Source organism: Micromonospora sp. NBC_00858, from assembly GCF_045207365.1.
Classification (GTDB): domain Bacteria; phylum Actinomycetota; class Actinomycetes; order Mycobacteriales; family Micromonosporaceae; genus Micromonospora.
Genome location: NZ_CP108828.1, coordinates 6,039,481 through 6,053,118 on the forward strand (window position 1 = coordinate 6,039,481; position 13,638 = coordinate 6,053,118).

A 13,638-nucleotide genomic window follows, 5' to 3' on the forward strand; every position below is an offset into this window, starting at 1 on the left:
CTTCTCTGCACCGCTTTGCTTGCTGCGGGCGCGATGACGGCAGGGACCGGACTCCTGGTCGCCTTGAGATACGTCGAGCAGCCGGGGCCCTTCAACGCGGTGGTGCTGGGCGTCATCGGCGGAGGGCTAGCCTCGGCTGGTTTCCGCCGATGGAGGAAGTACCGCTCCTTGAGCTTGGGGCACACAGGGGGCACAAGGCAGCGTGAAACGTCGGCAACCAGCCACCAATGACGTGAGCCCAAGCCCGGTCCGGACCAGCATGCCCAGCAGGCCAGCGCAGATCACGGGAGGATCCGTCTAAGTTCCGCTTCAACGTCTGAGTGCAGCCGGAGGCGGCGGCTACATCCAGATGTACTCCTCAGCGATGGCGCCGTCGCGCCATTTCGCTACCGTCACCATGCGGCTGCCGTCTTCCAGTTCGCCCACCACACAGGTCCACTCTCCCGACCCGAAGCCGATGGGGTGCGACTTGATCTGGACCGGCTTGCCGCCGGTCTTCTGGGCGAACGCCTTCATGGCGTCGATGTGCTCCCGGATGCCGTGGGTCTGCGGTTGCCCCTTCATGTCCACGAGCACGTCATCGGTGTGGTGGTGGGCGAACACTCCGTCCCAGTCCGCCGGGTTCCACCCCTTGAAGTCGAGGTCGTCCATGCCCTTCACGTTGCGGGTGACCTGGTCGTCGGCCATGACACAATCCCCTTCCACGGCCCGTCGCGACTCGTCTCTGAGTAAGCCTACGGAGACTTACGGGACCTATCAGGCGAATGGCGAGCCGGGAAGTGGTACCCACTCCGACGTTCCGCGCGGCGTCATCAAGGCCGAGATCGTCTCTAGGGACGACCGGGTTGCGGCCGGCAGTATGGCGGCGACCAAGCGGCGGGCAAGGTTCGCCTCGAGGACGGGGCAGCGCGTCGTTAACTGTCCGCCGAAGAACGGTGTCACCCGTACCACGGGTGGCTTCGACAGCAACGCTGACAGCAACCAGCCGAGATGGAGACGACCGCCGGCTACCCGACATGGACAGCCGCCTGAGGTCGCGGATGCAGACGGACACCGCCAGGCCAAGCGCACAGAACTTGTAAGCGAGGCGTCCTAACTCGGCGAATGCACCGGGGCCTATCGGGGAAGCGGGTTGGCGACGTAGACGCCTTTGCCCTGCCGCCCGTCGATCAAGCCCTCGGCTTTGAGCAGAAGCATGGAGGCGCGGACGATTGCCGTCGGCCTGCCGGACGAGCTGCCCCTACCACCCCGCGCGGTCGGTCTTTCTTAGGCACCCAGAGTGTAGGCAGCCGACCCGCCGCCGTGGTGCGGTGTGCACGTCCGGGCAGACACCCGTCGCTGAGCGCTACCCGCCCGGCAGCTAGTGCCTCGTCTTTGAACGTTGATCGTGTAATCCGTCGGTTCTGAGGACGTGTCGGGCAGGCTGTCTCCCAACGATTCTTGGGAGGTGGTGGCCAGTGGGTAGACGCCCGGAGGTGTTCGTCCGGCAGGTTTCGATGGCCGAGGGGCAGCGGTTGCAGCGCATCGGTCGGACGGCGAAGGATCCGGTGAAGCTGCGACGGGCGATCGTGGTGCTGATGTCCGCCCAGGGGCAGCCGGCGCCGGACATCGCCCACCTGCTCAAGGTGACCGAGGACTACGTGCGGGACGTGATCCACGCGTTCAACGAGCGGGGGTTCGACGCGCTGGACCCAAAATGGAGCGGGGGCGCACCGAGACGGATCGATGAGCAGACCCGGGACTGGATCTGCGTCATCGCCCGGTGCGACCCCCGCTTCCTCGGCCGGCCGTTCTCCTGCTGGTCACTTGCCAAGCTGCGCGACTACCTGATCGACACCGGCCGCGTGAGCACGATCAGCGTGGAGACCGTCCGGCGGATCCTGCACGAGCGCGGGGTGTCCTGGCAGGCCACGAAGACGTGGAAGGCCAGCACCGACCCCGACTTCACTACGAAGATGCGCCGCGTGTTGGACCTCTACGACCATCCACCTGCCGACGGGCGCGTGATCTGCGTCGACGAGTTCGGGCCGTTGAACCTGCAACCCCGCCCCGGCCGGGCCTGGCGACCGCAGGGCGAGCCGGTGCGGCTGCGGGCCACCTACACCCGCGACCAAGGGGTCCGGCACATGATCGCCGCCCTGGACCTGGCCACCGGCCGGCTGCATTACCGCATCCGCGACCGCAAACGGTGGCGCGAGTTCCTCAGCTTCCTCAAGACCCTGCGCCGCCGCTGGCCCGACCAGACGCTGCACGTCATCCTGGACAACTTCTCCCCGCACAAGCACCCCGAGGTCCGCGCCTGGTGCGAAGCCAACCAGGTCGAGCTGGTGTTCCTGCCGACCTACGCGTCCTGGCTGAACTGGATCGAAGCCGAGTTCGCCGCCGTGCGGTACTTCGCGCTCAACGGCACCGACCACCGGACCCACGCCGAGCAGGACGCCGCCATCGGCGACTACATCCGATGGCGCAACCAGCACGCCCGACCAAAAACCGGATATGCCACCAACTCCAAGATCCGCCACCCGGATTACCCGTTCAAGGCTGCATGACGAGGCACTAGGTCGGTTTCAGGTCGCGCCTCCCGGGAACGACGCTGCCATGTCCGAGCCCATGGAGGAGCGTGCGAAAAATGCGGTGCGCGACGTCCATCGGGCCGCCACCCGGCATCGGGACGACAGTCTGCACCAGGCGGCGGTGGAGATCAGCCGCATGGCTCGTGAACTGGGGCACGATCCGGGCTCGATCGAGGATTGGCGGGCCTGCCCGGTGTGCGGTGCAGAGCCGGGGGCGAGCTGCATCCGGGTGCCGGCCGGGGCACGACATGGTCGGCGGTATGCATCCGGAGCGCACCAGGGAGTAGAACGCGGAGAAGTAGCTGGCCACCATCCGGCCGACCATCGAGCGGGCAGTGGGTTCGGCCGGGAAGTCGTACGAGACTTCCTGCCCCGTCAGCGCCCCAGTACGGCGTGGAAGACTTCATCCCGTGGTGAGGGATAACGCCTACCCGCCGCTCGCGTCCGCGTTCACGGTCTTCTCCGCCCAGGACTCGGGATGCCTGTCGTACGGCGTCGAGGATGCCGGGCGCCGCTGGTTCGTCAAGAAGGCCGCCACCGTGCAGGCCCGCCTGTCGCTGATCCGGGCCACGCAGTTTCACGCCGCGGTCCAGCACCCAGCGATCATCCGCCCCGAGCAGGTTCTCGATGGCCCGGACGGGCCAGTGCTGGTCTACCCATGGCACGACGGCACAGTTCTCAACCACGCCACCATGCACGGCTCGGACCGGGCCGCACTGGCCCGGTTCCAGCAGTTGCCCCTCCCGGACGTCGAGGCGGCTGTCACCACGATCCTCGACGCGCACGTGGCCGTCACGGCGGCCGGCCACGTCGCGGTCGATCTGTACGACGGCTGTTTCCTCTACGACTTCGACAGTCGGCAGATGTGGCTGATCGACCTGGACGAGTACCGGCCCGGCCCCTTTGTCCTCGACGCCGACCGCCTCCCCGGATCCCGCCGCTACATGGCACCGGAAGAGTTCGTCCGTGGTGCCGTCATCGACCAGCGGACCACGGTGTACACCCTTGGCCGCACCATCCAGCACCTGCTCGACTCCCCACATGGCTGGCGAGGCTCTCCAGCCCAAGGTCGGCTCGCGACCCACGCCACCCGACCGACACCCGGAGACCGACATTCCGACGTGGTGGAGCTGGTCACCGCGTGGAGAGCCACGCTCACGACGTGAGACGGGCACTGGTCGGCCTGGGCAAATGGCGTTGCGCAGCCCTCCGGTCGGCCGGTTAGGCTGCTGCCGTGACCAGCTCGCAGGCAATTCCGACGGCGTCCTCCGACGTCCTGTTCGGCGCGCTGCGACGCCGGCGGTCCCACGAACGCCTGCGCTGAGTCTTCCTCTCCTGCGACCGGCGGATCGAGCCGCCGGTCATCCTCGATCGTCCTCGGTCCGCCCGCACCCTCATCCGGTGATCCGCGCGGCGGATCCGAGCGAGATCGGCGTACCCATGGATCTGGAAAAACTGCTGACCGACCGGCTGGCGCCGGCGTTCGCGACGGTGGCCGGCGCGTCGGTGGACCCGGTCGTGCGGCGCTCCCAGCACGCGGACTTCCAGTCCGACGCGGCGCTGGCACTGGCCCGGCGGCTCGGCCGGCCGCCGCGCGCCATCGCCGCCGACGTGCTGGCCCGCGCGGACCTGACCGACCTGTGCAGCACGGCGGAGGTCTCCGGGCCAGGCTTCCTCAACCTGACCATCGCCAACAAGGCCTTGGCCGGACTGGTCTCCGCGCTGACCACCGACCCGCAGCTCGGGGTGCCGGTGGTCGCCGAGTCGGAGACTGTGGTGGTCGACTACTCGGCACCGAACGTGGCGAAGGAGATGCACGTCGGGCACCTGCGGTCGACGGTGATCGGCGACGCGGCGGCCCGGCTACTGGAGTGGCTGGGGCACCAGGTGCTGCGGGCCAACCACCTCGGCGACTGGGGCACGCCGTTCGGCATGCTGATCGAGCACCTGGTCGACCTGGGCGAGGCCGAAGCCACGCAGGAACTCGCCATGGGCGACCTGGACTCGTTCTACAAGGCGGCCCGGGTCAAGTTCGACGCCGACGAGGCGTTCCGCGAGCGGTCCCGGCTGCGGGTGGTGGCCTTGCAGGGCGGCGATGAGGCGACGCTGCGGCTGTGGCGGCTTCTGGTGGAGCAGTCCGAGCGGTACTTCCTGACGGTGTACGACCTGCTCGACGTCACCCTCACCGAGCGGGACTTCCACGGCGAGAGCAGCTACAACGACCTGCTCGGTCCGGTGGTCGAGGAGTTGGACCGGCTCGGTCTGCTGCGGGAGAGCGACGGCGCGGCCTGCGTCTTTCCGCCCGGCTCGGTCGGCCGGGACGGCGAGCCGCTGCCGCTGATCGTGCGCAAGTCCGACGGCGGGTACGGCTACCCGGCGACCGACCTGGCGGCGATCCGGCACCGGACCGCCACGCTGGGCGCGACCCGGCTGCTCTACGTGGTCGGGCTGCCGCAGCGGCGGCACTTCGAGATGGTGTACGTCGCCGCCGCGCAGGCCGGCTGGCTGGCTCCGCCGGCCCGGGCCGAGCACGTCGGGTTCGGGTCGATCCTCGGGCCGGACGGGCGGATGCTGCGCAGCCGGGCTGGCGGGTCGGTGAAGCTGGTCGGGCTGCTGGAGGAGGCGATCGCCCGGGCCACCGCGCTGGCCCGGGAGCGGAACCCAGACCTGGGCGAGGCGGAGGCGGCCGAGGTGGGTCGGGCGGTAGGCATCGGCGCGATCAAGTACGCCGACCTGTCCAGCGACCGGCACAAGGACTACGTGCTCGACTGGGAACGAATGCTCTCGCTGGACGGCAACACCTCGCCCTACCTGCAGTACGCGTACTCCCGGATCCGGTCGATCTTCCGGCGGGCCGGCGTGGCGGCCCGGCCGGAGGTGGGGATTTCGCTGGCCGAGCCGGCCGAGCGGGCGCTCGCCTTCGAGCTGGTCGGCTTCGGCAGGGTGGTCGGCGAGGTGGCGGAGAACCTGGAGTTCCACCACCTGGCCGGGTACCTGTACCGGCTGGCCGCTGCGTTCAGCGCGTTCTACGAGCGGTGCCCGGTGCTGCGGGCCGACGGGCCGGTCCGGGAAAGCCGGCTGGTGCTCTGCGACCTGACCGCGCGGGTGCTCCGGCAGGGGCTGTATCTGCTCGGCATCCGGACTCCCGAACGGATGTGATCGGAATCGGGTGGCCGCTACCGCTGCCTGATGAGGTAGAGGCCTTGGCAGGTGGTGGCGAAATGCCCGTCCGCGGGGTGCAGTGTCGAAGAGTGGTACGTGCCGGGCTGGCGGAGGTCGGGGCGCCAGAGGGCCATGTCGAGGAGGTACCGGGCCGTGCGCCTGTACGCGACTGCGTTGCCGGCCAGGAACAGCGTGTGGCTGTGGAGGCGTTGGTGGAACCCATCGCTGCGGGAGGAACGCTGACGCCCTTGGCGGTTTATCTCGTGCACCTCGTCCCACGTGGGGACGTCGTTCGGATTCCAGGAGATGGTGTGCGGTGCCCCGACTCCCAGTCGGTGGCGTAGACGCTTCCACTGATGCGGAGCGAATTGCAGGTCGTGGTGGCTCAGTACGAGGTCGAGCTCACCGGTGACGGTGGGGAGAGATGGCTCCGCAGGCGTGTTGCTCCGTAGCGGTAGATGGATGAGCGTGTGGCGTGATCGGGCTGCCAGCATCCACAGGCCCGTGATGGTGAACGCGGCGTCGGCGTTGAGCTCCAGAACGAACCAGGGGTTGTTGTCGCTCAGCACCGCGCCGGTCACCGAGGTAGCTGGGCGGATGACGCGGTACGGTTCGGCACCGAGCAGCGCCTGATATGTGCGGATCTTTAGGTTCATCCGTTGGTGAGCTGTACGCGGGCGTGCATCAGCGCGAACCCGAGGAGGTTGCGGCCACGCCATTGGGCGGGATCGTGCGCGCGTGGGTCCGTGGCGGCCAGGCCGATGCCCCAGACGCGATCCACCGGGCTGGCTTCCACCAGTACCCGGTTGCTCGTACGCGACAGATACTGCCCGAGGTCGGGGTGCTGGCTGAACTTCGCCACGTTGGCGGCGACGACCAGGTCGAAGCAGTGCATGTCCCAGATGGCCTGGTCGAAGTCCCGGACCTGCCGACCCAGGGCCTTGACCGCGCCCGGGTGCGGCACCGCCAACATCTGCGCGGCGATCGCCTCATCGCCGAACAGGTGGGCCTTCCCGACCATCATGTAGTGCTCAGCCGTGGCGTACCGGATCCCGTCCACGATGAATGGGGCCGGCCACCATTGGCTCAGGCACCCCGGTCCGATGCTGCCGTCCGGCTGGGGGTGGTGCCCCCAGAAGAACAGGTACTTGACCAGCCCGCCCTCGGCAATGAGCGCCCGCAGCTCGGACAGGCTGCGCGGCGGGGAGGCGGTCTCGGGCACGTCCAGCAGGGTGCCAGACCCGCGTAGTCACGCACCATCGGGTTTGTCCACCGTGCGCAGCTACGATCGCGGTCAGTTTGCCACGCAGCCCAGGTCACCGACCTGGATTCGGTGTCAGTGCGGGTACTTCCCGAAAGCGCTGCTCAAGGCGACCTCGGCGGTGCAGCTCATCTCGCCCGGGGCTAGCTGGGTGTGCGAAGGCCGCCAAAGCTCCGCTCCCTTCGAGGTGACGCGGGCCAGGATGCAGTCGTACTGCGAGGCTCGCAAGGCGACGCCAACCGTGCCGTCCCGCGCGGCGACGTCCTGGCGAATCGCCGGGTCGAGCTGCAGGCCGACGATCGCCGCGCGGACGGCGGCTTCGTTCGAGCCGGCGGACTGGAGGGCGTGCTTCAGGCGGTCGTCGACGCCGTCGAGCGACGGGTCCTTGGTGACCGGTACCGCAGCTTCCGTCGGGCAGGCGATGTCGTCGTCGCGGGTGTCGTCCTCCGGGCCGAGCTGGATACGAAAGCAGATCTGCTCGTCGCGTTCTTTGATCACTGAGCCGTCCGCGCCGATCTCCACACCATGACCGACCACCTGGAGCACCAGGCTCACGCCGGTCTGCCAGTGCGTCTCGCCGCTGACCGCGAGGACCTTGACGTCGGGGTGCTGGCCTGCGGAGTGCACGTACTTGTCAGCCTGGTAGAGGTGGTCGTACTCGAACCGGAAAAGGACTCTGTCGACCTTCTCCGCAGCATCGGCCACCGCGCTCTTGTGGACCGAGCTCTCCCGAAGGTCAACGGAATTGCCGATTTTGTCCGCGAGCCGGCCCCCCAGTTTGTTGAGGAACGCCCACGACGCGCCGCCCACCAGCGCCACAACCAGGAGCACCACCACGCCGGACGCTATCTGCTGTTTCCTGCGATCCACGAGCGTGAGTATGCCCGCGCCGGACAAGCCGCGCCGCCCACAAGGCCCGCGACAGAAATGTCTCGGAAGGGAGCCGACGGCAACAGCACCCCGGCATGTTTCTCATTCTGCCCGCAGAAGAGGACACATCCTGGCCGCTTCCGCGGTGAGGGTTGTCGAGCGTCAGACATCCACCCGAACGCGCAAGGAGCTCATCATGTCCGTCACGACCACGACCCACCTGAACTTCCGGGGTGACGCCCGCGCGGCGCTGGAGTTCTACCAGTCCGTGTTCGACGGCCACCTCGTCCTCGTCACCTACAAGGACGCCGGCAACGTCCAGGAGGAGTCCGAGGCCGACCAGGTCATGTGGGGCCAGGTGCTCGCCGGGAACGGTTTTCACGTCATGGCGTACGACGTGCCCTCCAAAATGGCCTACGACCAGGGAGAGAACTCCTTCTTCGTCTCCCTGCGGGGCAAGACGGTCGAGGAGGTCACCGGCTACTGGGAGAAGCTCTCCGCCGGGGCGAGCGTGGTGATTCCCCTGGGCCCGGCGGGCTGGGCGCCCGCCTACGGGATGCTGCGGGACCGCTTCGGTGTCGTCTGGGTCGTCGACGTCGTCAGCGAATAAAGCGCGTAGCAGCACCCACCCTGGATGGGCGGGAGGGAACCACCCCGCCCATCCAGGGCCTTCGGCCAACGACCAGACCGGGCCTATCAGCACTGCCGCATGGTACGAATGCCTCGACACGTGCAAAAGCCATAGAACGGGCGAGTCGATGACGGCGAGTAGGGCGGGCAAGCTGCTTCGGAAGCCCGGGGATCCGCAACGGGCAACGTTCCTGGAGCTGTTCTTCGACCTGGCGTTCGTCTACGTGCTCACCCAGCTCTCGCAGGTGCTCAGCCGGGATCTCACGTGGCGCGGCGCCTTCCACACGATGGTGTTGCTGCTGGCGGTGTGGTGGGTGTGGTGCAGCACGGCGACAGTCCCCGACCGGTTCGACCCGCAGCGGCCGGCGATACAGGCGCTGGTCATCGCGACCCTGGTCGGCAGCCTGGTGATGGCTGTCGCACTACCCGAGGTGTTCGACGCGCAGGGCCTCGTCTTCGCGGGCGCGTACGTCGCCATTCAGGTTGGTCGCAGCCTCGGCCTTCTGATCGCCCTGCGGGGCCACGAACTGCAGCGCGGCGCCGTACGGACGCTTGTCTGGTTCGGCGTGTCTGCCGTGCCGTGGATCGCGGGGGCGCTCGTGCACGGCGCCGCGCGCGAGGCACTGTGGACGCTGGCGGTGGCCCTTGACTACCTGGCTGGCAAACTCCGCTACCCCATACCCGGCCTGGGCCACTCGCCGACCTCCGAGTTGCCGAGCGCGGCCGAGCACCTGGCCGAGCGTCACCGGCAGTTCTTCATCATCGCGCTCGGCGAGTTGATCCTGGTCTCCGCTTCGACCCTCGGCGGCGAGGGCTTCGCGCCCGACCGGACCACGGCATTCCTGGTGTCGATCGCCACCACCGTGCTGCTCTGGCGCATCTACATCTACCGCGCCGGGGAAGTGTCGGCCGCGGCCATCGCCGGATCTTCCGACCCGGCCCGCCTCGGCCTGTCGGCGTTCTACGCCCACCTGGTCATGGTGGCCGGCGTCGTCGTGACCGCTGTCGGCGCCGAACTCGTCATCGCCCATCCGACCGGGCACCCTCAACCGGCCTGGATCGCGGTCATCCTCGGCGGGCCCGCGCTGTTCCTGGCCGGGCGTGCCCGCTTCGAGTACGCAGTCTTCGCCCGGGTGTCCTGGGATCGACCGATCGGGCTGCTCGCGTTGGCCGCCCTGGCACCGGTCATGCTCCTCGTACCATCGCTCGTGGCCACCCTCGCCGCCACCGCGGTCCTGGCCGGGGTTGCCATCTCCGATGCCGCCCACGCGAGAGGGCGCCCACCCGAGCCGCCCTCACCGCCCGGCTAACCGGAACCATCCGACGACAACAGGAGCAGCATGGACCAGCCGAGCCGCCGCCGCGCCCGCGACCTCGGGGTCGTCGTCGGGCCGCTGCCGACCGGCCCGCACAACGCGATCACCGACGTCGCCGGAATCCTGGTCGGCCACACCACCATCGACGACGGCGCCGACCTGCACACCGGCGTCACAGCCGTCGTACCGAGCCAACTCGGCCCGGGACGATGGACCCTGCCGGCCGCCGTGTACTCCGGCAACGGCCACGGGAAGCTCGTCGGCTCGACACAGGTGGACGAACTCGGCGTACTCGAGTCACCGATCGTCCTGACCGCCACGCTGTCCGTCTTCCGGGCGGCGGACGCGCTGCTGAGTCACCTGATGGACCGACGCCCCGAGGGCCTGTCGTTCAACCCCCTGGTCGGCGAGACCAACGACGGCCACCTTTCGGACATCCGCCGCCGCCCGATCAACGAGGGACACGTGCTCGCCGCGATCACGGGGGCGTCCGGCGAACCGCCGGCGGAGGGCTGCGTCGGGGCGGGCACCGGTACCACGACGCTGGGCTTCAAGGGCGGCATCGGCACCTCGTCGAGGACGGTACGGGTGGCCGACCGTCCGGCGATGGTCGGTGCCCTCGTCCAGTCCAACTTCGGTGGAGAGCTGACCGTCCTCGGCATCCCGATGCCGGTCGATGAGCTGATCCAGGACGCCGACCGGAGCGAACCGCCCGGCAACTCCTGCATGATCGTGGTGGCCACTGACGTACCCCTGGACGCCCGGCAGCTCGGACGGCTCGCCCGGCGGGCGGTCTTCGCGATGGGCCGGGTCGGGGCGTCCTACAGCAACGGCAGCGGCGACTACGCGATCGCGTTCAGCACCGCACCACCGGACCGGCAACCCATCCCCGACGGGGAGATCAACCCGGTCTTCGCCGCCGTCCTGGACTCGGTCGAGGAAGCGCTGCTCAACTCCCTCTTCACGGCAACCACCACCACCGGTGTGGCCGGTCGTACCAGTCACGCCGTTCCGCACGAGGCGATGATCCGGCGATTGTCGGCGGCGGGCCGGCTGGCGGCGCCAGCCTGATCGGGCGTGGGATGCCGGGAGCAGGGCAGCACCAGACTCCGGCCGTCAGCGGGGTCGGGTGCGGCGGAAGGTGAAGATGTCGGCCTGGTCCAGGACTGCCACCACGATCAGCACCCCGGTGGCGACCGCGCTGACCGCCACCAGTGGAAGTCGCAGGGCGACCGCCGCGAGGACAAGGGCGAACAGGCCGACCACCCTCGCCCAGGAGAGTCGCCGGTGGACCGCGACGGAGAACAGGATCCGCCGCTGGCGGCGAAAGCGGGTCAGTGGCGGATGCCGACTCCGGCATAGCCGTGCGAATCCACGGCCTCCCGTTCGCCGTCCGGCCGCCACCGGGTGGTTTCGACCAGGCCGGGCTCCACCAGGTCGTACCCGGTGAAGAAGCGCAGCGTCTCGGCGTGCGTGCGGGGCACCAGCGGGGCGCTGCTGTTGCGATAAACGGCCTGCCCGCGCTCGGCCAGCTCCGGCGGGATGCCGTCCAGCGTCAGGTGGGACAGCACCAGGTGGCTGCCGGGCGCAGTGGCGTCGCGCAGCCGGGCGATCGCCGCCCACGGGTCGTCGTCGTCCGACACGAAGTGCAGCACCGCGAGGAGCAGCACCGCCACCGGGCGGTCCAGGTCGAGGGTGCCCCGCACGTCCGGGTGGGCGAGCAGCTCGTCCGGCCGGCGCAGGTCGCCCTGGACGACCGCGGTCCCGGGCGCGCCGGTCAGCAACTGCCGGGCGTACGCGACGGCCACCTCGTCGTAGTCGACGTAGACCACCCGAGCGTCGGCGCCACCGTCTGCACCACCTCGTGCACGGTGCCCTGCGTGGGCAACCCGGCGCCGATGTCGAGGAACTGGCGGACGCCCTGCTCGGCGGCGTACCGGACGGCCCGGCGCAGGAAGTGCCGGTTGGTCTGGGCGGCGACCCCGGTCTCCGGGAAGAGTTCGAGCACCCGTTCGGCGGCGGCCCGGTCAGCGGCGAAGTTGTGGCTACCGCCCAGGAAGTAGTCATACATCCGGGCGACGTTGGGTCGGGCGCTGACGTCGGTCGGGTCGGGTGCCGGCTGGTCGGTCACGAGGGGGTTCCCTTCGACGGCGAGGTCGGATCTCGATGTCTAGCAGCCGGGACGACGACCCGCTGACCCCTCGTGTCGTTGATCCGGCTGCGCCCCTGGTCACGGCCGACCACGGTGGGGGCACCGACTCATCGAGGAGCGACGCCGATGACCAGTCAGCGGGAAACCGTGCGGGTCGACCACGACCTGTTCCGCGCCGTGTACGACTCGCCCGCGTCGCTGCCCGGCCGGCATCGGTGGACCACCCCGGAATCGGACGTCCGGCGGCTGGAGAAGCTGCTCGGCATGCCGGCGCGCAGCATCGGCGCCCCGCTCTGGGTCAGCGGCGACGAGCCGGACTGCCCGAAATGCAGCCGGCGGATCACCTGGTACGACATCGTCTCGTCGGCGCTCTCCGGCCTGCACGACAAGGCCATGATCGCCACCGTCATCCTCGGCGAGCACAAGTACATCAACACCGAGGTGCCGGATGCCATCCCCGGCGTCCGCTGCGCCGACTGCCGCACCGCGATCGAGGGCCTGCGCAGCTTCAAGTGCCACAACTGGGCGTACGCCTTCGAGGAGCTGGAGGCCGTCCGCGAGCGGATGGCCGGCGGTCCCGCGCCGACCTGAACGGACCCTGGCGGGTCAGCCGGCCGAGCGATGGGCGGGGCGGCGACCGGGCGGTGACTGCCGCTCGGTCCCGGGGTCGGGCAGCGGCGGCATCGACCGGGTGACCGGCGTGGTGCCGGTGACCCGCAACTGCTCACCGCGGCTGCGCACTCGTACGCGGCTGACGTGGCTGCCCGGTATCCCGCACGGCACACCCTCATCGACGTCCCTGATCAGACAAGCAGAGTCGACTGTGTGATCACTGGACGAAGGTCGGGAGGCGGTCCCGACCTTCGACTCCTGCGATACCCAGTGCCGCTTTCTACGCTTTCTCCCAGGTGAACGGGGTATGAACATTTGGTGAGGTGATTCATGGTGGAAACCGGCAACGTGGACGTTCCGGAGATCAGCGCCGATTGGTACCGCGACATGGTCGACGTCGCCGCCGACAGCCCGCAACCGGTGCAGTGGTTCGTCGGGCACGCCACCGAGGGGGTGATCCTGCTGCTCGGCGCGCTGCTGCTGATGGCCGCGCTGAGCCGCCTGTCCGGCGGCCCGCGCGACCGGGCGCTCGCCCTGGTCGCGCCGGTGCCGACCCTCCTGGCGTACGCGGGCAGCGAGTGGATCAAGACGGTGGTGGACGAAGATCGCCCGTGCCGGACGATTGGCTCGGCGATCATCGCGGGTGCCTGCCCACCCCCGGGCGACTGGTCGTTCCCCAGCAATCACGCCACTCTGGCGGGAGCGCTGGCGGTCACCACGCTGCTGCTGTCCCGCCGGTTCGGACTGGTCGCGCTGCCGCTGGCCGCGCTGGCCGCCTTCTCCCGGGTCTTCGTGGGCGTGCACTACCCGCACGACGTGGCTGCGGGCGTACTGCTCGGTGCCCTGGTCGCTGCGCTGACCACCCCGCTGCTGGCCCGCCTGGCAGCCGAGGCACTACGCCGCCGGGCCGACCGCACCCGTCACCCGGTCCCCGACCTGGCCCGTCCACCCCGCTCCTGACCCCACCCGGCTCAGGCCGGGCCTGCCGTCCCAAGATCGCGCTCGATCCTGGTTGTAGTGGCCTCGACCGCGAACGAGACCACTACATCCTGGATCGAACAC

At 69.3% G+C, this 13,638-nt stretch carries 13 protein-coding genes and 2 pseudogenes; 8 read left to right on the top strand and 7 right to left on the bottom strand.

All coding sequences use genetic code 11. The annotated features are described in order from the left end of the window. Positions 1-339: 339 nt before the first annotated feature. Entirely contained in the window at positions 340-687 is a 348-nt protein-coding gene (locus OG990_RS28190; protein WP_406077694.1) for a hypothetical protein, read from the bottom strand. A 429-nt stretch (positions 688-1,116) separates the two neighbouring features. Continuing rightward, a pseudogene (locus OG990_RS28195) lies at positions 1,117-1,212 on the bottom strand (GntR family transcriptional regulator); the annotation flags it as partial. Positions 1,213-1,457: 245 nt separating this feature from the next. On the opposite strand from OG990_RS28195, the gene OG990_RS28200 reads away from it, so the two are divergent. The 3 genes from OG990_RS28200 to argS all read left to right on the top strand — a co-directional run bounded on the left by OG990_RS28200 (position 1,458) and on the right by argS (position 5,732). Beyond that, positions 1,458-2,549, top strand: coding sequence for an IS630 family transposase (locus tag OG990_RS28200; RefSeq protein ID WP_406077147.1), 1,092 nt, complete (start codon positions 1,458-1,460; stop codon positions 2,547-2,549). A gap of 434 nt (positions 2,550-2,983) precedes the next feature. Then, positions 2,984-3,739: a serine/threonine protein kinase gene (locus OG990_RS28205; RefSeq protein ID WP_406077695.1), complete on the top strand. Its 756-nt coding sequence runs from the start codon at positions 2,984-2,986 to the stop codon at positions 3,737-3,739. A 274-nt stretch (positions 3,740-4,013) separates the two neighbouring features. Then, a complete protein-coding gene (gene argS / locus OG990_RS28210; RefSeq protein ID WP_406081914.1) occupies positions 4,014-5,732 on the top strand; it encodes an arginine--tRNA ligase in 1,719 nt (572 codons plus the stop codon). Between the two features lie 17 nt (positions 5,733-5,749). Here argS and OG990_RS28215 read toward each other — a convergent pair whose 3' ends face one another. From OG990_RS28215 to OG990_RS28225, 3 genes are all read right to left on the bottom strand, one after another. Next, complete coding sequence (locus tag OG990_RS28215) at positions 5,750-6,391, bottom strand: hypothetical protein (protein WP_406077696.1); 642 nt, start codon at positions 6,389-6,391, stop codon at positions 5,750-5,752. Further along, positions 6,388-6,957, bottom strand: a complete 570-nt coding sequence (locus tag OG990_RS28220) for an NADAR family protein (protein WP_406077698.1) — start codon at positions 6,955-6,957, stop codon at positions 6,388-6,390. Before OG990_RS28220 ends, OG990_RS28215 begins: the two co-directional genes overlap by 4 nt. 114 nt (positions 6,958-7,071) lie before the next feature. Beyond that, positions 7,072-7,866 carry a hypothetical protein gene (locus tag OG990_RS28225; RefSeq protein WP_406077699.1) on the bottom strand — a complete coding sequence of 265 codons (795 nt, stop codon included), beginning with the start codon at positions 7,864-7,866 and terminating at the stop codon, positions 7,072-7,074. A gap of 196 nt (positions 7,867-8,062) precedes the next feature. Here OG990_RS28225 and OG990_RS28230 point away from each other — a divergent pair, with 196 nt between their 5' ends. The 3 genes from OG990_RS28230 to OG990_RS28240 all read left to right on the top strand — a co-directional run bounded on the left by OG990_RS28230 (position 8,063) and on the right by OG990_RS28240 (position 10,883). Then, positions 8,063-8,476, top strand: coding sequence for a VOC family protein (locus tag OG990_RS28230; protein WP_406077700.1), 414 nt, complete (start codon positions 8,063-8,065; stop codon positions 8,474-8,476). 148 nt (positions 8,477-8,624) lie between these two features. Next, a complete protein-coding gene (locus OG990_RS28235; protein ID WP_406077701.1) occupies positions 8,625-9,806 on the top strand; it encodes a low temperature requirement protein A in 1,182 nt (393 codons plus the stop codon). Between the two features lie 30 nt (positions 9,807-9,836). Further along, positions 9,837-10,883 (top strand): P1 family peptidase, encoded by a 1,047-nt coding sequence (locus OG990_RS28240; RefSeq protein WP_406077702.1) that lies wholly within the window; start codon positions 9,837-9,839, stop codon positions 10,881-10,883. 45 nt (positions 10,884-10,928) lie between these two features. Here OG990_RS28240 and OG990_RS28245 read toward each other — a convergent pair whose 3' ends face one another. Further along, complete coding sequence (locus OG990_RS28245; protein ID WP_406077703.1) at positions 10,929-11,078, bottom strand: hypothetical protein; 150 nt, start codon at positions 11,076-11,078, stop codon at positions 10,929-10,931. Positions 11,079-11,146: 68 nt separating this feature from the next. Continuing rightward, positions 11,147-11,883: pseudogene (locus tag OG990_RS28250) on the bottom strand (SAM-dependent methyltransferase). Positions 11,884-12,090: 207 nt separating this feature from the next. Here OG990_RS28250 and OG990_RS28255 point away from each other — a divergent pair. Both OG990_RS28255 and OG990_RS28260 read left to right on the top strand, forming a co-directional pair. Beyond that, positions 12,091-12,555 carry a hypothetical protein gene (locus tag OG990_RS28255; RefSeq protein WP_406077704.1) on the top strand — a complete coding sequence of 155 codons (465 nt, stop codon included), beginning with the start codon at positions 12,091-12,093 and terminating at the stop codon, positions 12,553-12,555. Between the two features lie 351 nt (positions 12,556-12,906). Then, a complete protein-coding gene (locus tag OG990_RS28260; RefSeq protein ID WP_406077705.1) occupies positions 12,907-13,536 on the top strand; it encodes a phosphatase PAP2 family protein in 630 nt (209 codons plus the stop codon). Positions 13,537-13,638 lie beyond the last annotated feature (102 nt).